Origin of the sequence: Rhizobium leguminosarum bv. viciae USDA 2370 (assembly GCF_002008365.1) — a bacterium.
GTDB classification, from domain to species: domain Bacteria; phylum Pseudomonadota; class Alphaproteobacteria; order Rhizobiales; family Rhizobiaceae; genus Rhizobium; species Rhizobium leguminosarum.
This window is the reverse complement of record NZ_MRDL01000001.1, coordinates 253,812-271,591: the sequence shown is the minus strand read 5'-3', so window position 1 is coordinate 271,591 and position 17,780 is coordinate 253,812. Positions and strand designations below refer to the sequence as shown.

Sequence of the window (17,780 nt, the reverse complement as noted above, 5' to 3'; positions counted from 1 at the left end):
GATAGCGCTGGCGAAATGCCGGGCCGCGACGGGCTGCTCCGGCCGAATAACAATAACCACAACCTAAAGATGAAATGGAGAAGGGGCATGACATTTACAGATAGGGCAAGGCTTCTGATAGCGGGAGCCGTCACCATTGCCGCGATCGGTTTCGGTTCCGCTCAGGCGCAGCAGAAGTTCGATCTCAGCCCCGAGCAGCCCAACCGGCTGCGGGTGGAAAAGAACGAGAAGCGCATTGCCGAAGTCAAGGACTTCAATTTCGTCGAAAGTGGCGTCTTCACCGTCGGCATCAGCTCGAGCGGCAATCTTCCGCTGCATGATTATGCCTCCGATTCCAAGACGGTTATCGGTTACGACGTCGATCTGGCGCAGGCGATTGCCGACAGCCTGGGCCTGAAGCTCGAACTCGTTTCCGTCGCCTGGGCCGATTGGCCGTTGGGGCTGACCTCCGGAAAGTTCGACGCGGTGATCTCGAACGTGACGGTAACGGAAGAGCGCAAGGAGAAATTCGATTTCTCGACCTATCGCAAGGACGAGCTTGGCTTCTACGTCAAGTCCGACAGCTCGATCACCTCGATCAAGCAGCCGAAAGATATTGCCGGTCTGAAGGTCATCACCGATGCCGGCACGAACCAGGAGAAGATCCTGCTGGAATGGGATCGTGAGAATGTCGCCGCCGGCCTGAAGCCGATCGAGGTGCAATATTATGACGACGATGCGGTCAAGGATCTTGCCGTCCAGTCGGGCAGAGCAGACACCGTCTTCAGCGTGAACGCGACGCAGGCCTATTCGGCGGGGATCAACGGCAAGACCAAGCTCGTCGGCACCGTCAGCGGCGGTTGGCCGATCACCGCAGAAATTGCGGTCACCACGCGCAAGGGCAGCGGCCTGGCCGCGCCCTTGACCGATGTCGTTAACGACCTGATCGCCAGCGGTGCTTACCGGAAGATCCTCGATACGTGGAACCTCGGTCCGGAGGCGATCGACAAGGCCCAGACCAACCCACCGGGCCTGCCGAAGAGCGGCTCCTGATCGATCCCTATTGGGCCGGCGGCAATGCTGCCGGCCATTCCCGCCTGACAATTTGGAGATTGAAGACGATGATTGCCTTTCCGGCATTCCGGACCCTGCTGATCGCCGCCATGGCGTCGGCCCTTTTCTTCGGCGCAGCTCATGCAGCCGAGGATTTCGACCTCAGCCCAGAGCAGCCAGGCCGGCTTCACGCCGCCAGGAACGATGCGGCGATTGCCGCAATCCCCAGGGAATTCAAGTTCGTCACACCCGGCAAGTTCACCATCGCCGTCAGCCCCGGCGGCCCGCCGCTTGCGACCTATGCCACGGACGCCAAGACCGTGGTCGGGGCAGATCCCGATTATGCCTATGCCATCGCCGACAGCCTTGGCCTGACGCTGGAGATCGTGCCGGTCGCCTGGATCGACTGGCCGCTCGGCCTCGCCTCGGGCAAGTATGATGCCGTCATCTCCAATGTTGGGGTCACCGAGCAGCGCAAGGAAAAATTCGATTTTTCCACCTACCGCAAGGGCCTGCATGGTTTCTTCGTAAAATCCGACAGTCCTGTAACCTCGATCAAGGAGCCCAAGGATGCGGCGGGCCTCGGGATCGTTGTCGGGGCCGGCACCAACCAGGAGCGTATCCTGGTGAAATGGAGCGAGGAAGATGTCGCAGCGGGCCTGAAACCGATCGAGCTGCAATATTACGACGACGAGGCGGCAAGCCTTCTCGCGCTGCGTTCCGGCCGGGCCGATGTCATCGTCCAGCCGCATGCACAGCTCGTCTTCATCGCCGCGCGCGACAAGAACATCAAACGCGTCGGCACGCTGAGCGCCGGCTGGCCGGATCGCTCGGACGTCGCGATCACCACTCGCAAAGGAAGCGGACTGGCCGATGCGCTTACCATTGCCACCAACGGTCTGATCAAGGACGGCACCTACGCGAAGATACTCGACCACTGGCATCTCTCCGAGGAAGCCCTGCCGGCATCCGAGACCAACCCGCCCGGCCTGCCGAAATACTGATCATCGGATGGCACGCGTGGGCAACATATCCATCAGCCATATCGGCTTCCTCACACCCGGCAATTATCCCGACGGCGATCCTTTGTCGGGCTTGGAGCAGACGCTTGAGCAGCTGCAATATGGCGAAGATCTGGGCTTCGACAGTGCCTGGGTCCGGCAGCGGCACCTGGAGCCTGGAATCTCTTCCGCGAGCGCCTTCCTGGCGGCAGCGACGCAGCGAACCAGCCGGATCGAGCTTGGAACCGCGGTCATCCCGATCGGTTACGAGAGCCCTTACCGGCTGGCCGAAGATCTCGCCACCGTCGATGTTCTGTCGCGCGGGCGGCTGAATATCGGCGTCAGCGCCGGCCGGCCGCTGCACGCCGAGCTGATCGCTCCGCTTGTCTTCGACGGCGACTGGACGGGTTACGATTTCTCGCATGATCGCGTGCTGCGCTTTGCCGACAATCTGCGTGGCACTTATCTCGGCGACGAGCAGACCTTGATCAAGACGCCCTTCGGTCCGCAGCGGCCACGGCTGCAGCCCTATGCCAAGGGCCTGATCGACCGGATCTGGTATGGCGGCGGGTCGCAGCGCTCGGCCGAATGGGCCGGCCGCAATGGCTTCAACCTGTTGACCGGCAATGTGATAACGGGCGACGGGACCGATGATTTCTTCACCGCGCAATCGCGGCTGATCCAAACCTATCGCGCCGCCGGCACGCAGCGCCGGGTCGCGCTGGGCCGCGTCATCGTGCCTTTCGATAGCGCCGATGCCGCAACGCGGCGCCGGTATCGAGACTATGCCGATGGCCGTCATGAGCGAACCCTTTCACCGCAGGGCGAGCGGCGCACCCTGTTCGCCCGTGATGTCGTCGGCACCTCGGACGAGATATTGGCGCAGCTTTTTGCCGATCCGATCTTGCCTGAGGTCGGTGAGTTGAGGCTGGAGCTCCCTTACGAGTTCGAGCACGAGGAGTATCGACAGATTCTCCACGACTTCGTGACGCTGATCGCACCGGAACTCGGATGGAAAGCCCAATCCGAAGTTAGATCCGCTTCCTGAAAATGCCGTCGACCATTCGATGCCAGAACAATCACCTCGTAGGGAACATGCATCAGTGACCAAATCAGTAGAGTACTTCTTTTCTATCGGCTCGCCCTGGTCCTACATCGGCTTCGACGTCTTCGCCGAACTTGCGGCAAAGAACGACGTCGTCATCACGCCCTATTTGACGACGGTGGTCGAGGAAAATGGCGGTATCTTTTCGCGCAATCGCCCGGAGATCCGGCGCGCTTACTGGACGCGGGACCTCAAGCGCTGGGCGCGCGTGCGCGGCAAGGAACTGCGGCTCGAACATCGCCCGGATTTGAGCGATCCGACGCCGGCATCCCTCTTCGTGATTGCGGCCTATCTCGACGGACAGGATTGGATCGGCGTTGCCCGCGCCCTGCAGCATGCCTTCTGGAGCGAGGCGAGGGATATCGGCAAGCCCGACGTGCGCGAGGCGATCGTGACATCAGCGGGTTTCGACGGCGCAACACTCCTCCGGCGACAAGCCGACGACGATGTCCAGAACAAATGGTCGGCAGACCGCGTGCATGCGCGCGACAGCGGCGTCTTCGGCTTTCCCACCTATGTCTATGATGGCGAGATCTATTGGGGACAGGACAATTTGCCCTTCCTTGAACGCCATCTTCGTGGTGACAAGCCTTAGACTCGAGCGAGCAATCCGATCGGATTGAGACGGATTTTTTCAAATAAATCTATAAAATAGATAGCTTTATTCTCTATCGCTGATGCCCTGCGATAGATTGGTGTGGTTGATGGGGAAAAATCACACGCATGCTCGACAGGACTTCGCAAGCCATTATTCCGTCGCGTTCGACGGAATGGCCGACCGTCATTCTCGCACTCGTCATCCATGGCGGATTTCTTGCGCTCACCTGGTGGTGGCAATCATTGCCGCTGATCATGGCCGTGATTGCCGGAGGCTGGTTGATTGCCTGGCATGGATCCCTTCAGCACGAAGTCATTCACGGCCATCCGACGGGAAACCAAGGCATAAACGACGCGATCGGGTCGATACCGCTGTCGCTGTGGCTGCCTTATCCGATCTATAGGGAAAGCCATCTGGAGCATCATCGCGACGAATATCTGACCGATCCGATCGAAGATCCGGAATCCTCCTATTTTACCAAGGCCACCTGGGACCAGCTCGGCGCGACCGGCAGGTTGCTGGCACGGTGGAACACCACCCTGTTCGGCCGTTTGACCATCGGCCCTGCGGTGATGCTTTTGAGTTTCCTTGGGCAGGAAGGGCAGCTGGTACGGGCGAACGAACCGGGACGACGGCGGATATGGGGTGTGCACGGCATCGCCGTTGCCGCCGTTCTTTTCTGGGCGACCGTCATCTGCGGCATGCCGCTTTGGCTTTATCTTGCTTTCGTCTATACGGGTGCTGCGATGACGCGGCTCAGATCCTATGCCGAGCACAGATATGCCGACAGCCATGAGGAACGCACCGCCATCGTCGAAAACAGCTATCTCTTCGGCTTGTTGTTTCTCTACAACAACCTGCACGTTCTCCATCATCGCCGGCCGGGCATCTCCTGGTATCGCCTTCCGGCGGTCTATCGCAAAAACCGCGATACGCTCGTCCGTTCGAATGGCGGGCTTGTCTATGATGGCTATTGGGACATCGCGCGTCGGTTTTTCCTGAAGCCGCACGACGATCCGACGCATCCTCATCATTCCTAAAATTTCTACCTGAGCCGGACCCGTCACTATAATGTTTGAAAAGCCGGGATTTGGGGGCTGCTCAGTCGCCCTGTATTGCGGCTTCCTGTTGCCCCCATTTCACAGCTCTGCAATTTGCACTTTCAGCGGATGTCCAGTGTGATCAGCTACGGCTGGCGGCGATCAGGGCGTGCGCTGCATCGCGGAGCAAACCGGTGGCCTCGCCGGGCTCAAAGAGCTGCATGCTGACAAAGGCGCCGTTGATCAGAACCGCGAGTTGACCGGCGAGCCGATCGGGCGCGGCAACCGCAAGCCCCTCGGCGATGGTCTTCAGACGCCGCCGCATCTCGCGCATGTGGGCTTCGGCGACCTTGCGGGCAGGGTGATCCGCTTCGGGAAATTCGGCTGCGGTGTTGATCTGCGGACAGCCTCGGTAGTTTTCCCGCCCGACCCGTTCGCCGATCCACTCAAAATGTGCATCGAGCATGGCCTCGGCATCGTCCGAATGCTGTTCCGTCACGCGATCCCAGGTGCTCCAGAAGTCTAGGTCTTCGCGCTTGAGGAAGGCCGCGATGAGCTCGTCCTTCGTGCCGAAATGGCGGTAGAGGCTGGTTTTGGCGACGCCGGATTTTTCGACCACCAGATCGACACCGACAGCACGCACGCCGCGCCGGTAAAAGAGTTCCGACGCCGTCTCGAGAATCCTATCCCGCACCTCGTTGCCGCCAGAGGCACGGGAGTTCGTTGCGCTTTTCGACATTCGTGTACCTCCAATGTCGCCAGCATAACAGCAAACGGATTGACACGCTACAGACCTGTATGTTTTATTGGGTACAGACAGGTCTGTAGCGATGGAGAAAACAATGACCATTTACGAAGCCGACATCACGGAGACGTCCCAATCTATCGCGGTCTTGGGAGCGAACGGCCATACCGGTCGTTTTGTCGTAGCCGAACTGTTGCGGCGCGGTCTCAAGCCCATCGCGGTTGGACGGAATGCCGAGCGGCTGGCGGCTGCGGGCTTTGCGGAGCGCGGCATCGAATGCCGCGAAGCAGCGGTCGAGGATGACGGGGAATTGGACAGGGCGCTAGCCGGCGCGGCGGCGGTCATCAACTGCGCCGGCCCGTTCATGGACACCGCCGACGCAGTGGTGCGTGCCGCGTTGCGAGCGGGAATTCATTATCTCGACGTGACGGCCGAGCAACCGAGTGTGCAGGCCACGTTCGAGAGGCATGAGGTTGCGGCCCGGGAAGCGGGCACAGCCGTCATCCCGGCCATGGGTTTCTATGGCGGCTTGGCCGACCTGCTCGTGGCAGCTGTCATGGACGAGTGGGAGCACGCCGACGACATCGAAATTCGAGTTGCGCTCGACAGCTGGCTCCCGACGAGAGGCACACGCGTTACCGGAGAAAGAAACACTGCACGGCGCCTGGCCGTCAGCGGTGGGCAGCTGGAGCCGGTGCCTCAACCGCCTGCTGAAAGGGTGTCGACTTTACCGGCCCCGTTCGGTCGGCAGACTTTCGTCGAGCTTCCCTTTTCGGAAGTGCCGCTGATCGCCCGGCACGTCCGGACGAAGGAACTGCACACCTTCTTGAGCACAGTCGCTCTGCGGGATGTCCGCGACTCGTCGACGCCTCCGCCGCAGGCAGTCGACGAATCCGGGCGTTCGGCGCAGCGCTTTGCCGTAGAAGTGATCGTCACGCAGGGTGACGTGCGCCGTCAGATTGTCGCACAGGGACAAGACATCTACGCCGTCACGGCGCCGATCATCTGTGAAGCGGTCCAGCGTATCCTCTCGGGGCGCATCCGCGATATCGGCGCAAAGGCGCCGGCAGCCATTTTCGATGCCGCTAGCTTCCTGCAGGCGCTCGGCCCGGATCTGTCGGTCGAGATATCGGAAACTTAGTTCGGAAACGCCAGACTTTCAGAAAGTCCCTCACAATGGCGTGGGGGACTTAATTCTCCTGGCGTATTCAGGGAGACTGTTCAGAACGATCGTCCCGCTCTGGCGATGATAGCGGATGGAATTCCGTTATCTTGGCAAGATTGCACATTCCCATCGAAACCGTTCCATTCTATTGGAGGAAAATATAGGGGAAGATTTTTTTACATTGTTTGCTGCAATTGGTTCTTTTATCTCCAGTTTCATCGAAACACGAAACGCTACGATATTGACCGGAGAGAGACAATGAACCCCGCCATGAACATGATGCCGATGATGAACAACATGATGCCCGCCATGATGAACCCGATGATGGGTGGAATGATGCCGATGATGTCAGGCATGCCCATGATGAACGGCGCGATGATGCCGATGATGGCCTCCATGCCGATGATGATGATGATGGGCTCCATGAAATGCACGATGACCGCCGAGGGCATGGTCTGCGAAATGAAGCCGATGGAAGGCATGGACAAGGACATGTTCATGGAATGCTGCAAGCGTATGATGTCCAGCGGCATGCCGATGATGATGAACTGCGGCGGCATGATGATGTGCTGCATGATGGCCGCCTGAGCCATCCGCCTCTCAAGGAAACGACCAAGAGCCTCCGGAGACGGGGGCTCTTTTTGTGTCAGACGCGAACGTCTTCGAGATAGGTCGTGACTAGGTAGAGGATTGCTTCCGTTCCCGTCATGTTGCGGTAGATGTGCGGCACGTCTGCATCGAAGATGATGGCATCGCCTTCACCCAGAATATGGGGTGCCTGCTTGCCGGCGATGATTTCGACGGTGCCCTGAGCAACGACCAGATTTTCGACCGTTCCATGCTGATGGGGATCGGCGCTTTCGGTATGGTGCGGAGCGATCCTGAGCTCGTAGAATTCCACCTTTCTTTCGCTTTCGAAGGGGAAAAGAGCCCGTGTCCGGAAGCGCCCTTCGGAAGAGGCGAGGATCTTCGATCTTGCCCGCGGTACTGTAATGATCGAGGTGTCGCCGCGTTCGGCGATCAGAGCGGCGCAGGGAATACCGAGAGCAAGTGCAATCTTCGAGAGAATGCTCAATGTCGGGCTGCTTTTGCCCGTCTCGATTTGCCCGAGCATGGCGCGGCTGACGCCGGCGATCTTTGCCAGCCGGTCCAGGGAGTAGCCGCGGCGGGTGCGAATGCGCCGCAAATTCTGTCCTGTCTGAACCGTGATCTCTTCGGCGGCATCTCTCGCTTCGCCGTCGGGAAGAAGCGCTTGATCAGACGCCATATCCCGCAATGCCCATTGCCATGACCGGGACAAAGCCCCAATAGGGCACCCACATCAGAACCGGCTGCATCGCAAAGGATACGGGCGCGGCCGCCTTCAGCGCATCGGGCGCATCTTTGCTGCGAGATTGCCGGTAGGCCTGGAAATCGATGACATCAGCCGTCTGCACTGGCATGAAAAGCTCCCGCTAAAATCTATAAGAAGCGTATATTTTCCGCAGAGGAAAAGGCAGGGCTTGTCATCCAATCGTTCCGCTGAACCGGAAATCTTATACCAATTATATTCGACCTTGCGGCAAAGCCATTTATGGCGAGCAATTTGTACGAGCTTCTCGCCAGGCTCGCGACATCACGATGCCGCCCACACCAGCGTCTACAAAAGAAGCCGAACAAGTTCCCCTTCCTGCCGTCTTCCCGCACGCGAGGTCGAAGCGGTCGCTGGACCGGCGATCCCTTGTGACGATCGCCATGCAGCCTATGCGTGCTGGAGCGGCGGCGAACGTTTTTTTCAACCAGGCGAAGAAGGAGAGACGCACGTTCCTTTAATCTATCAATTTTGTAGACAATAGTTGGGGCAACGCAAAGAGAGGAAAAACCATGTCAGGTTTCAAACTCGTCGGCATCGCTGGCAGCTTCAACCGTCCATCGAAGACATTGGCACTTGTGCGGCACGTCGCCGAACGTGCGAGCATTCGCTACGGATTTGCGAGCAAGAGCTATGATCTGCATGATGTCGGTCCGTCGCTTGGCAGCGCCTTGTGGCGCAAGGATCTCGACGCGCAGGCCAGGCATGTCGTCGACGAGATCGTGCAGGCCGATGCCCTGATCATCGGCTCGCCAACCTACAAGGGCTCTTATCCCGGCCATTTCAAACACCTCATCGACCTGATCGACCCGCACGAACTTCGGGGCAAGCCGATCATCATCACGGCGACCGGCGGCGGTGACCGGCATGCGTTGATGGTCGAGCATCAGCTTCGGCCGCTGTTTGGGTTTTTCATGGCCCATACCTTGCCGACCGCCGTCTATGCGTCCGACCGCGATTTCACAAACTATGCGGTTTCATCCGACGCGCTTTTAGCCCGCATCAACGACGTGATCGACGAATTGGCGGCCTTCTTTCCGGGCGCAAACCCGGCCCTGGCGGCAGCCGAGTAAGGATCGTCACCATGGCTCGATCTCAGGAAGCAACGATCACCGATGAGGAAAGGCCGGGGCCAAGCGAGCAATTGTGGAGCGTCTTCGAATTCGCCCGACGATATCGTCTCGCCAAACGCGAGGAGAACCGCCTGCTGATGCTCTACGGACCGACGGCATCGCTTCACGTTCTTCTCGCCAATGCACAACGTCATTCGCTGATTTCGTAGAGCAATTCCAGCAAAAGTGCACAGCGGTTTTGCGTCCGGAATTGCATGAAAACAAAGAGATAGAGCACCTCCGTGATTCGAAGAAAAACGGAAATGCTCTAGCCGAAGAATACCGGTTCCTGACAGGAGGTTCGCATGAAGCTTGATTTTCAGTTCTGGCTGAAGCTTTCGATCGGCCGGATCCTCGGCCTGAAGCCGCCCGCTGCACGGGAGCCTGTGAACGGATTGTTCATGCCGGACGACGAGCGCGACCGGTCCGCCCGCGAATACGAACTCCATTATTGGGGCACCATGCCCGGCCTTTGGTATTGAGGAGAACGGCGTGATGGCGATTGTCGTTGAGACCGACCTGCGTCGGCACGGTGCGAGAAGAGCGGAAGGCAGCGTCATGTCGCATTTCAGGCATGCGGCCGGAATCTGCACGATCGTCAGTTCCTTCACATTCCTGTTCGCCCTGGTGATCGGGCTGGTCTGATGAGTGAGGTCAGATGTTTGCCCCGATCGGGAAAAGGACCGACGCGCAGCTTCGGAGAGGATGCCGTCAGATGATCGATGTACTTATTCTTCCCGGGCTTTTCGGCTCGGGAGAAGGGCATTGGCAACAGCACTGGCTGCAGGATCAGCCGGGCAGTCGTTGCGTCGCCCAGCAGGACTGGGATCATCCGAACCTTGACAGTTGGCTGCTGCGATTGGAAGGCGCACTTGAAGAGGCCGGCGAGGCCTATCTGGTCGCCCATAGTCTCGGATGCCTGCTTGCCGCCCGCTTGGCCGGGCGAAGTGCGGCGCGGCGCGTCAAAGGGGCATTGCTCGTTGCTCCATGCGATCTGCCGGCCACGGAAAACCTGCATCCGGGGCTTATCTCGTTTGGCGCCATGCCGACGGCGCCTTTGCCTTTTCCAAGCATCGTCGTCGGCAGCATGAACGATGCCTACATGACGGTCGATCGGTTGACCCTGTTCGGCCGCCTGTGGAACGCCGAGACCAGGAATATCGGCCTTGCCGGACACATCAATGTCTCCAGCGGCTTTGGCCGCTGGCGCAACGGCTACCGATTGCTGGAGGGCTTGAAGACGCAAACGCGCGGTCGAAGGCATGTCGTTTCCATGCCCCCGGCCTTTGCAATGTGAGTGGAATCGCAATGTCCGACATTGTCGCCGACCTGCTGCGCCTTAGCGAAGATCCGAATGCCGACCCGAGGACCAGGCGCCGCCAAACCATGGAGCGGCTGGTGCAGACGCTGCTCGCCATGGCCGATGCCGAAATAGGATCGGGAGATGCGCAGCATCGCCATTCCATCATTCATTTGACGACGATCATCCGCGAGATGACGGGAAGGATCGCAGAGGCCGATGATGCGACGTTTTCGGCAATCGTCAGGGAGGCCGCGATGCTGATACGCAGCCTGCAGCGGCGCCAGGCCGATGCGGCCAGATTTACGGTGCACTGACGCATGACGGATATCCGGGAGCATAAGCTGGTGACGGTCCGGGGAAGCAAACTTTTGATGACCGGATCAAGAATGGCTCTAACGGACGAGCTCGTATCGCTGAGCCTTCGCCCTGCGGTCGATGTAGGCCCCGAGCCACACCGAACACCGCTGACCGAAGCAGAGGTGGAGATGCTCGCCAACCGGCTGCTCGATGAGTCTATCGGCGCGCCGCTTTGGATCTTCGCCTATGGATCATTGATATGGAAGCCGGACTTCGATGCCGTCGAATCGCAGCATGGCGCAACAAGAGGGTGGCATCGCTCCTTCTGTCTGCAGATGACCCGCTGGCGGGGAACGCGAGCACAGCCGGGCCTGATGATGGCACTTGACCGCGGCGGACGTTGCAACGGCATTGTCTTCAGGCTTGCCGATGATGATCGCCTTGGCCAGATTAGGCGGTTGATCCGCCGTGAGGTCGGCACGATCGAAGACGCTGCGACGGTTCGCTGGATCCCGGTCGCGACCGCGCATGGGCTGGTGCGCGCGCTGGTCTTTTGGGCTGGCCCGAAGGGCGAGCGGGTTTCCCGCAAATTGCCGCTGGAGACGGTGGCGCAGGTGCTTGCGAGAGCCTGCGGACATATGGGCTCCTGCGCCGAATATCTGTATCTGACGGTGAAGCATCTGGAGGAACGCGGCATCAGGGACCGCAATTTATGGCGGCTTCAGAAGCTGGTCGCAGCCGAGCTTGTCGCCATACACGGGCTGAACGCGGCGGCAGGAAGCCATTGAATAGGCATCCCTGCCGCCACCTGGTCAGAGCTTGCCCTTCCAAGGCACAAGGAACGCCTCCAGAAAACGAATGGCGGCCGAGAAGGTGAATGCGCAGATCGCGATGATGCCGATGCCGACGAAGACGACGTCGGTCGCCAGGAACTGTGAAGCCGACATGATCATGAAACCGATCCCGCGCGTGGATGCGATCAATTCGGCCGCGACCAGCGTGCCCCAGCCGACACCGAGCGCAATTCGGATACCGGTGAGGATCTCGGGCAGGGCCGACGGCAGGACGATATCAAGGAAGAGCTGCAGCCGGCTTGCGCCCAAGGAACGTGCGGCATTGACGCGCTCGATCGGCAGCGAACGAACGCCGGCCTGGGCCGAGAGGCAGATCGGCGCGAACATCGCAAGCACCAGCAGCGTGATCTTCGACGTCTCCCCAATGCCGAGCCAGATGATCATCAGCGGCAGGTAGGAGAGTGGCGGAAGCGGCCAGTAGAATTCGATCGGCGCGTCGAGCACCCCTTTTGCCCAGCGATTCAGGCCCATGAGCAACCCGAGCGGGATGCCGGCGGAAACGGCGATGAGGGCGGCGACCACGATGCGGAACAAGCTCGCAAAAACATGCTCGGACAGTGACGCTCCGGCGTAGCCGTCGCGATAAATGGCGCCGATTTGTGTCAGCACCTCGTCTGGACGCGGCAGGAACAGGTGTGGGACGACACCGAGCGCCGATACCAGCCACCACAGCAGAAGGATGGCGAGGGCCGTGGCAATGCTGATGGCCACCGTCGATTTCTCGCCGGCTCCGAAGCTTGCCATTTTTACCAGCTTGACCTGGCGGTCCTCTCTGCCCGCCGCAATCGGCGGGGCCTGCACTATGTCGCTCATGCGGCGCTCCTGAGGTCTTCGGTGCTGTGGAGAATGGCGCGGATCTCCTCGCGCAGCTCGGCAAATTGCGGCGACGCCTTGATCGACCGGGCGTCGCCGGTTTCGGCGAAGCGGCGAACGAAATCGAGATCGAAACGTGCCACGACGCGGCCCGGTCGCGGTGACATGACCAGCACCTGCGTCCCCAGGAACAAGGCCTCTTCGATCGAGTGCGTGATGAAGAAAATCTTCTTTGCCGTTTTATCCCAGATGGAAACCAGCAGTTCCTGCATCTGCTCGCGCGTCAGGCTGTCGAGCGCGCCGAACGGCTCGTCCATCAGCAGGATGTCGGGATTTGTCGCCAGAGCACGTGCAATGCCGACACGCTGGCGCATACCGCCCGACAGCTCGTAGGGAAAAGCGCCGGCGAATTCATCGAGGCCGACGAGCCGGAGAAGCTCCAGGGCGCGCGCTTCGCGCTCCTTGCGCTTGACCCCGGCGAATTTCAAACCGAGCGCGACATTGTCGACAACGGATTTCCAGGGCAGCAGCGAGTCCTTCTGAAAGACGACGCCACGATCCGCGCCGGGTTTTTCGACCGCGCGGCCATCGAGCGTGATCCGGCCATCCGAAAGCGGGAGGAAACCGGCGATCGCATTGAGAAGGGTTGATTTGCCGCATCCCGACGCTCCGAGCGCAACGACGAAGCCCCGTTCGGGAATATCGAAGGAAACGCGATCGAGTGCATGAACGGTCCGCCCGTCGCGGGCTGCGAAGAAAACGCTGGCGTGATCGACTTTAAGCATGTTGCCGCTCGCAGGTTCGACGCCGGCGCGGCAAGCCGCGCCGGCGTTGGGGAGGATCAGTTGCTGACGCCGGTGAGGGCATCTGCGGTGACGAAGGCGCCGTAATTCGCCAGCACGTCAGAAACCTTGCCCTGTTCCTTCAGAAACGATGCGGTGTCCTTGAGGATCTTGCCGGCACCCGCCTTTTCGCCGCCGCCAAGCCAGGCATCCGATGCCTGGACCTCAGGTGTCAGCAGCGTGAGGTTCTTCAGGGCCGATGCCTGCTGGTCGGCTGTTCCGCCGAGAAGCTTGGCGAGTGACTTGGCGTTGTCGCTGTCGGGACCCCAGGCGGATTTGTCCGAGGCAAAGGATGCGTAGTATTTGTTGATGACCGAAGCGAAGCCCTTCAGAAACGCCGGGTTGTCGGCGGCAAATTTCGAGGTCGCGACCCAGGCGGAGAATGTCGGTGCACCCTTGTCTGCCACCTCCTTGGAGGTCACCAGGACCTTGCCGTTCTTCTTCAGTTCGGTGAGTGCCGGATCCCAGACGAAGCCGCCATCGATATCGCCGCGGTTATAGCTGGCGACGATCTCAGGCTGAGGGATTGCGAAGACCTGAACGTCCTTTTCGGTCAGACCGAGCGATTTGATCAGCGCCAGAAGCTGATAGTGGTCGGTGGAAACAGGCGCGGCCGCAAGCTTCTTGCCCTTCAGATCATTCAGGCTTTCGATACCGGAGCCGTTACGGACGACGAGAGCCTCGTCGATGCCCGAGATCGAGGCGAGGTAAAAGGCCTTGACCTCGAGCCCGCGTGATACCGCAGCCGCAAACGGGCTGGAGCCGACATAGCCGACCTGGACATCGCCGGAGGCAATTGCCGCAAAGATTTCGGCGCCTGAGTTAAACCGGCGGAAGTCGATCTCGTATCCCGTCTCCTTGGCGAATTCGCCATTGGCGATCGCCACGGAAGACGGCAAGGCGTCGGTTTGATAGGCGACGACGACCTTCTTGTCCGCCGCTTCAGCGACAACAGCCGTTGCAAGAGTGCCGACGCCGACGGCGATTGCGGCAACCAAATTCCTGAAATTCATCTTGAGCCCCTTTGTTCAGAGCCGCTCGGCTCTTGATCTCACCCTCAAAAGGGTAATGGTCGGGAAGGGGCTAGCGGGAGAAATAACAAACTATATTTATAGACTATAGAGATAATTGTTTTCGTGATTCTGCCGCTTGTGCGATCAGCAGGGACCGGTGAGCGACACGGGGCTTGAATGACGACATGTCTCGATGACGTTCTGAGCTTCAGGGAGAATGCATTTGACATATGATGTTATCGTGGTCGGTTCCGGTTTTTCAGCGATAGCGGTTACCTGCAATCTCATCGAACAGCTTCCCGCTTCGGCGAAGATCGCCGTCGTTGGCGACGATCCCGGTTTCGGCCGCGGGACGGCCTACCGGACGGAGCTCTATCTCCATCGCCTCAATGTTCCCGCCGGCCGCAAGAGCCTGTTGCCGCATCAACCCGACGACTTTGTCGACTGGCTGAAAAGCCATGGACGCCTGACGCAGGCAGGAGATTTCGCCTCGCGCAGCGATTTCGGTCTTTATGTTCGCGATACGCTTGCACGGCTGCTTCGAAAGCGGGACGGCCGTTGCCGGGTCGATTTCATCAAAGCCAAGGCGGCGGGATGCGTTGAACGCTATAGCAGCACGCTGGCCTTCCATCTCGGCAATGGCGACGAGATTGCCGGGAAGAACGTGGTGCTCTGCCTCGGCGTCGGGAACGCGAGCCTTCCGGCCGCTCCGGACGGGGTCCCGCCATCGCTGCGATCGCGGATCATCGAGAACCCGTGGCGGCTTTCGTGGTTGAGGCGCGTCGCACCATCCGATGCGGTGTGTATCCTCGGATCCGGCCTGACGATGATCGATCAGGTTCTCGCGCTTCGCGCCCATGGCCACAGCGGCAAGATCGATGTGCTTTCGCGGCGCGGGCTCGCACCGCTCGGACACGCGTGGAAGCAGCCGGCGCCTCTGCCGATCGACGTCGAGAGGCTTCCGGAGACGATCAGCGGCATATTGAAGACCCTGCGGGGAAAGAGCAGGACGGTTGCCGACTGGCGAGCCGTGATGGACGGTCTGAGGCCTGCAACGCAGGCCCTCTGGCAACGGCTTTCGAGCAGGGAGCGGGCACGCTTCCTCAGGCATGCGCTTCCATGGTGGAACATTCATCGTCACCGGGTCGCGCCTGACGTGTTCGACAGGTTTGAGAAGCTGGTCTTAGACGGAACCGTTCGCTTCCACGCGGGCTTCCTGAAATCGCTCGGAGCCGAGGAGGGGCGGCTTGCTGCCAGCTACAGGGTCAGATCGACGCGAGAGATCGCCGAGATCAGGGCGGACTGGCTCGTCAACTGCACGGGAATGGAGCGGGCCGGGATCAGTCATTCACCGCTTTTGAAGGAAATGAGCCGCTTTGAGTTGATCGTCCCCGATCCTCTTGGCCTCGGAATCCAGGTGGATGCCGCTTCCGAGGTGATAGCCTCGTCCCGGATCTCGCCTGCCCGACTATTCGCGGTCGGCGCCCTGACGGCGGAGCAATTCTGGGAGATCACGGCCGTTCCGGATATCCGGGTGCAGGCCAAGGCCGTGGTCGAGGAGATTGTTTCAAGAGGCTAGCTCGCGACTTCTAGAGCAGCAGATCTAAGTGCTACAGCGTCCTTTGCACGTCTGAAAGACGCGCGGCCCTATAGGTCGGCACGGCGCTTGTTGAATTGCCGGCCGCCGACAGCTACAGTATCTGGTACGCCATAATACGATTCTTGCATTCGGCTGCCGCGGCGGAAGTTGAGCGTGCAAAGTCCAACACTGAGGTACAGAATGAGCGGTGCTCTGAAGGACGCAATTAGAGTTGAGCGTCCTGCAAAGACCTTGCGGGAATTGGCGCTCGACAAGGTCCGCGAGGCGATCGTCAACGGATATTTCCGTCCCGGAGATCGCCTTGTCGAGCGTGACCTCTGCGCCCAACTCGGCGTCAGCCGAACAGTCGTGCGCGAGGTTCTGAGGCATTTGGAATCGGAAGGGCTTGTCGCCAATCTGCCGAACAAGGGGCCGATCGTCGCGCAGCTCGACATCGAGGAAGCCAAGCAGATCTATGAGATCCGTGGCGCGCTGGAAGGCATGGCGGCGCGGCTGTGCGCGGAGCGCCGCAGCCCCGAGATAGTCGCTGCGCTGGAGGAATCGCTGGCCGGGATACGCAACAGTTACCGCGACAACGACATGTCGGCTGTGCTGACGAACACCTCTGCCTTCTATCATACCCTGTTCACGATGGTTGACAGGAACGTTGCCTGGGGCGTCGTTAATCTCCTCACCGTGCGCATAAACCACCTGCGCTCGATGACGATCAAGACGGAGAGGCGCGGCATCGAAGGGCCGCTGCAGATGTCGAAGATCGTGGACGCCATCCGCCGCGGTGACGGCGAGGGGGCTTACCGGGCGGCGATGGATCACGTCGCCGCCGCGAGCGCGATTGCCGAAGCGGTGCTGTCGGCGAAGCAGCCTGCCGACTAGGCGCGGCGGACTCGCTGTGGCCTTCGTCGCAGGCGGATGGCAAAGCGCCGGCACCGAGCATCTGTCGATGTCACTCCACTAAGCGCAATCATATTCCTAGGAATTTAGCAGACTCCGCACTCCAAGCTTGACACCCAACTTTGCTCAATGTGATGGTATGCCATAATAAATAATACATAAGGCGGTATCATATGAACTGGGACAATCGTGACCTCCGGACTTGCCGTGAGCCTTCGGCGCTGCCGTTGCGGGGTCTGTGGCTGCTGACAATAAGCTGAAAAGAAGAGGCGCTTTCCAAGCGTGAGAGCACACGCGCGCCAAATTGAAAATCTCCGCCTCGGCCTGAACTGCGTCCATGCAGGAGCCAACTTGACACTCATATATTATGGTATACCATAATATGAAATTGAGAAAATGAGGTGTTCGATGGCCATTCAAATTCGCAAGACGGGACTGCAGATCGAAACGACATTGATCGAAGGCGGCAAGGCCGCGGCGGTTCCGCTGAAACTGTTTACCGCCTTTGCGGTCGTGAAGAATCCTTGGGCAGGGCGCGGCTTTGTCGACGACCTCAAGCCCGAAATTCACGCAGGCGCTCCGGTGCTCGGCGAGTTGCTGACCAAGATGATCATCGATGCGGTCGGGTCCGGCGAGGCTGTCGAAGGATATGGAAAGTCCGCTGTCGTCGGCCTGGACGGCGAGATCGAACACGGGTCCGCGCTCATCCACACCCTGCGCTTCGGCAATTTTTATCGCCAGGCCGTCGGCGCCAAGTCCTATCTCGCCTTCTGTAACACACGCGGTCCGGCCAACGCGCCGATCATGATCCCGCTGATGGACAAGAACGATGAGGGCCGCCGTTCGCACTACCTGACCATCCAGACGTCGATCCCCGATGCGCCCGCTGCCGACGAGATCGTCGTGGCTCTCGGGGCTTCGATAGGCGGGCGCCCGCATCACCGCATCGGCGACCGCTACCAGGATCTGAAAGACCTGGGGCAGGACGTTGCCAATCCTGCGGGCGTTTGAGGGAGCG

Annotated in this window: 23 protein-coding genes; 16 read left to right on the top strand and 7 right to left on the bottom strand. The window is 59.9% G+C overall.

What is annotated here, in order from left to right:
- Positions 1-87: 87 nt before the first annotated feature.
- From BS629_RS01295 to BS629_RS01275, 5 genes are all read left to right on the top strand, one after another.
- Complete coding sequence (locus tag BS629_RS01295; protein ID WP_018246687.1) at positions 88-1,032, top strand: ABC transporter substrate-binding protein; 945 nt, start codon at positions 88-90, stop codon at positions 1,030-1,032.
- Between the two features lie 68 nt (positions 1,033-1,100).
- On the top strand, positions 1,101-2,036 hold the full coding sequence (locus BS629_RS01290; RefSeq protein ID WP_018246688.1) for an ABC transporter substrate-binding protein: 936 nt from the start codon (positions 1,101-1,103) through the stop codon (positions 2,034-2,036).
- Between the two features lie 7 nt (positions 2,037-2,043).
- Positions 2,044-3,081: an LLM class flavin-dependent oxidoreductase gene (locus BS629_RS01285; RefSeq protein ID WP_018246689.1), complete on the top strand. Its 1,038-nt coding sequence runs from the start codon at positions 2,044-2,046 to the stop codon at positions 3,079-3,081.
- Positions 3,082-3,136: 55 nt separating this feature from the next.
- On the top strand, positions 3,137-3,733 hold the full coding sequence (locus BS629_RS01280) for a 2-hydroxychromene-2-carboxylate isomerase (RefSeq protein ID WP_018246690.1): 597 nt from the start codon (positions 3,137-3,139) through the stop codon (positions 3,731-3,733).
- A gap of 128 nt (positions 3,734-3,861) precedes the next feature.
- Positions 3,862-4,776 carry a fatty acid desaturase gene (locus tag BS629_RS01275; protein ID WP_018246691.1) on the top strand — a complete coding sequence of 305 codons (915 nt, stop codon included), beginning with the start codon at positions 3,862-3,864 and terminating at the stop codon, positions 4,774-4,776.
- Positions 4,777-4,918: 142 nt separating this feature from the next.
- On the opposite strand, the gene BS629_RS01270 is transcribed toward BS629_RS01275, so the two are convergent.
- The gene (locus BS629_RS01270; protein WP_018246692.1) at positions 4,919-5,515 is read right to left on the bottom strand and encodes a TetR/AcrR family transcriptional regulator; all 597 of its coding nucleotides are present in this window, start codon (positions 5,513-5,515) and stop codon (positions 4,919-4,921) included.
- Positions 5,516-5,618: 103 nt separating this feature from the next.
- Between BS629_RS01270 and BS629_RS01265 the strand changes: the two genes are divergently transcribed.
- Positions 5,619-6,662 carry a saccharopine dehydrogenase family protein gene (locus BS629_RS01265; protein WP_018246693.1) on the top strand — a complete coding sequence of 348 codons (1,044 nt, stop codon included), beginning with the start codon at positions 5,619-5,621 and terminating at the stop codon, positions 6,660-6,662.
- Positions 6,663-6,919: 257 nt separating this feature from the next.
- On the opposite strand, the gene BS629_RS01260 is transcribed toward BS629_RS01265, so the two are convergent.
- Genes BS629_RS01260 through BS629_RS01250 form a run of 3 tightly spaced genes read right to left on the bottom strand, consistent with a single transcriptional unit; the run spans position 6,920 to position 8,128 of the window.
- A complete protein-coding gene (locus tag BS629_RS01260) occupies positions 6,920-7,279 on the bottom strand; it encodes a hypothetical protein (RefSeq protein ID WP_018246694.1) in 360 nt (119 codons plus the stop codon).
- Positions 7,280-7,332: 53 nt separating this feature from the next.
- Positions 7,333-7,953, bottom strand: a complete 621-nt coding sequence (locus BS629_RS01255; protein WP_018246695.1) for a helix-turn-helix domain-containing protein — start codon at positions 7,951-7,953, stop codon at positions 7,333-7,335.
- A complete protein-coding gene (locus tag BS629_RS01250; RefSeq protein ID WP_018246696.1) occupies positions 7,943-8,128 on the bottom strand; it encodes a hypothetical protein in 186 nt (61 codons plus the stop codon). The genes BS629_RS01255 and BS629_RS01250 overlap by 11 nt, the downstream gene beginning before the upstream one ends.
- A 421-nt stretch (positions 8,129-8,549) precedes the next feature.
- Between BS629_RS01250 and msuE the strand changes: the two genes are divergently transcribed.
- The 7 genes from msuE (at position 8,550) to BS629_RS01225 (ending at position 11,537) form a co-directional block, all read left to right on the top strand.
- The gene (gene msuE, locus BS629_RS01245) at positions 8,550-9,110 is read left to right on the top strand and encodes an FMN reductase (protein ID WP_018246697.1); all 561 of its coding nucleotides are present in this window, start codon (positions 8,550-8,552) and stop codon (positions 9,108-9,110) included.
- A gap of 11 nt (positions 9,111-9,121) precedes the next feature.
- Positions 9,122-9,319: a hypothetical protein gene (locus tag BS629_RS01240; protein WP_018246698.1), complete on the top strand. Its 198-nt coding sequence runs from the start codon at positions 9,122-9,124 to the stop codon at positions 9,317-9,319.
- Between the two features lie 135 nt (positions 9,320-9,454).
- Positions 9,455-9,631, top strand: coding sequence for a hypothetical protein (locus tag BS629_RS39080; RefSeq protein WP_018246699.1), 177 nt, complete (start codon positions 9,455-9,457; stop codon positions 9,629-9,631).
- A gap of 13 nt (positions 9,632-9,644) precedes the next feature.
- Positions 9,645-9,794, top strand: coding sequence for a hypothetical protein (locus BS629_RS39075; RefSeq protein WP_018246700.1), 150 nt, complete (start codon positions 9,645-9,647; stop codon positions 9,792-9,794).
- Positions 9,795-9,864: 70 nt separating this feature from the next.
- Positions 9,865-10,446 carry an RBBP9/YdeN family alpha/beta hydrolase gene (locus tag BS629_RS01235; RefSeq protein WP_018246701.1) on the top strand — a complete coding sequence of 194 codons (582 nt, stop codon included), beginning with the start codon at positions 9,865-9,867 and terminating at the stop codon, positions 10,444-10,446.
- An 11-nt stretch (positions 10,447-10,457) separates the two neighbouring features.
- Entirely contained in the window at positions 10,458-10,766 is a 309-nt protein-coding gene (locus BS629_RS01230) for a hypothetical protein (RefSeq protein ID WP_018446115.1), read from the top strand.
- Positions 10,767-10,769: 3 nt separating this feature from the next.
- Entirely contained in the window at positions 10,770-11,537 is a 768-nt protein-coding gene (locus BS629_RS01225) for a gamma-glutamylcyclotransferase (RefSeq protein WP_018246703.1), read from the top strand.
- A 24-nt stretch (positions 11,538-11,561) separates the two neighbouring features.
- Here BS629_RS01225 and BS629_RS01220 read toward each other — a convergent pair whose 3' ends face one another.
- From BS629_RS01220 to tauA, 3 genes are read right to left on the bottom strand one after another with little or no spacing between them, the layout of a single operon-like run.
- The gene (locus tag BS629_RS01220) at positions 11,562-12,416 is read right to left on the bottom strand and encodes an ABC transporter permease subunit (protein ID WP_018246704.1); all 855 of its coding nucleotides are present in this window, start codon (positions 12,414-12,416) and stop codon (positions 11,562-11,564) included.
- Entirely contained in the window at positions 12,413-13,201 is a 789-nt protein-coding gene (locus BS629_RS01215; protein ID WP_018246705.1) for a taurine ABC transporter ATP-binding protein, read from the bottom strand. The genes BS629_RS01220 and BS629_RS01215 overlap by 4 nt, the downstream gene beginning before the upstream one ends.
- A gap of 56 nt (positions 13,202-13,257) precedes the next feature.
- Complete coding sequence (gene tauA / locus BS629_RS01210; protein ID WP_018246706.1) at positions 13,258-14,271, bottom strand: taurine ABC transporter substrate-binding protein; 1,014 nt, start codon at positions 14,269-14,271, stop codon at positions 13,258-13,260.
- Positions 14,272-14,488: 217 nt separating this feature from the next.
- Between tauA and BS629_RS01205 the strand changes: the two genes are divergently transcribed.
- The 3 genes from BS629_RS01205 to BS629_RS01195 all read left to right on the top strand — a co-directional run bounded on the left by BS629_RS01205 (position 14,489) and on the right by BS629_RS01195 (position 17,773).
- Positions 14,489-15,850 carry an FAD/NAD(P)-binding protein gene (locus BS629_RS01205; protein WP_018246707.1) on the top strand — a complete coding sequence of 454 codons (1,362 nt, stop codon included), beginning with the start codon at positions 14,489-14,491 and terminating at the stop codon, positions 15,848-15,850.
- Between the two features lie 201 nt (positions 15,851-16,051).
- Positions 16,052-16,744 carry a GntR family transcriptional regulator gene (locus BS629_RS01200; protein ID WP_018246708.1) on the top strand — a complete coding sequence of 231 codons (693 nt, stop codon included), beginning with the start codon at positions 16,052-16,054 and terminating at the stop codon, positions 16,742-16,744.
- Positions 16,745-17,170: 426 nt separating this feature from the next.
- Complete coding sequence (locus tag BS629_RS01195) at positions 17,171-17,773, top strand: amino acid synthesis family protein (protein ID WP_003538313.1); 603 nt, start codon at positions 17,171-17,173, stop codon at positions 17,771-17,773.
- The last annotated feature ends 7 nt before the right edge of the window (positions 17,774-17,780 follow it).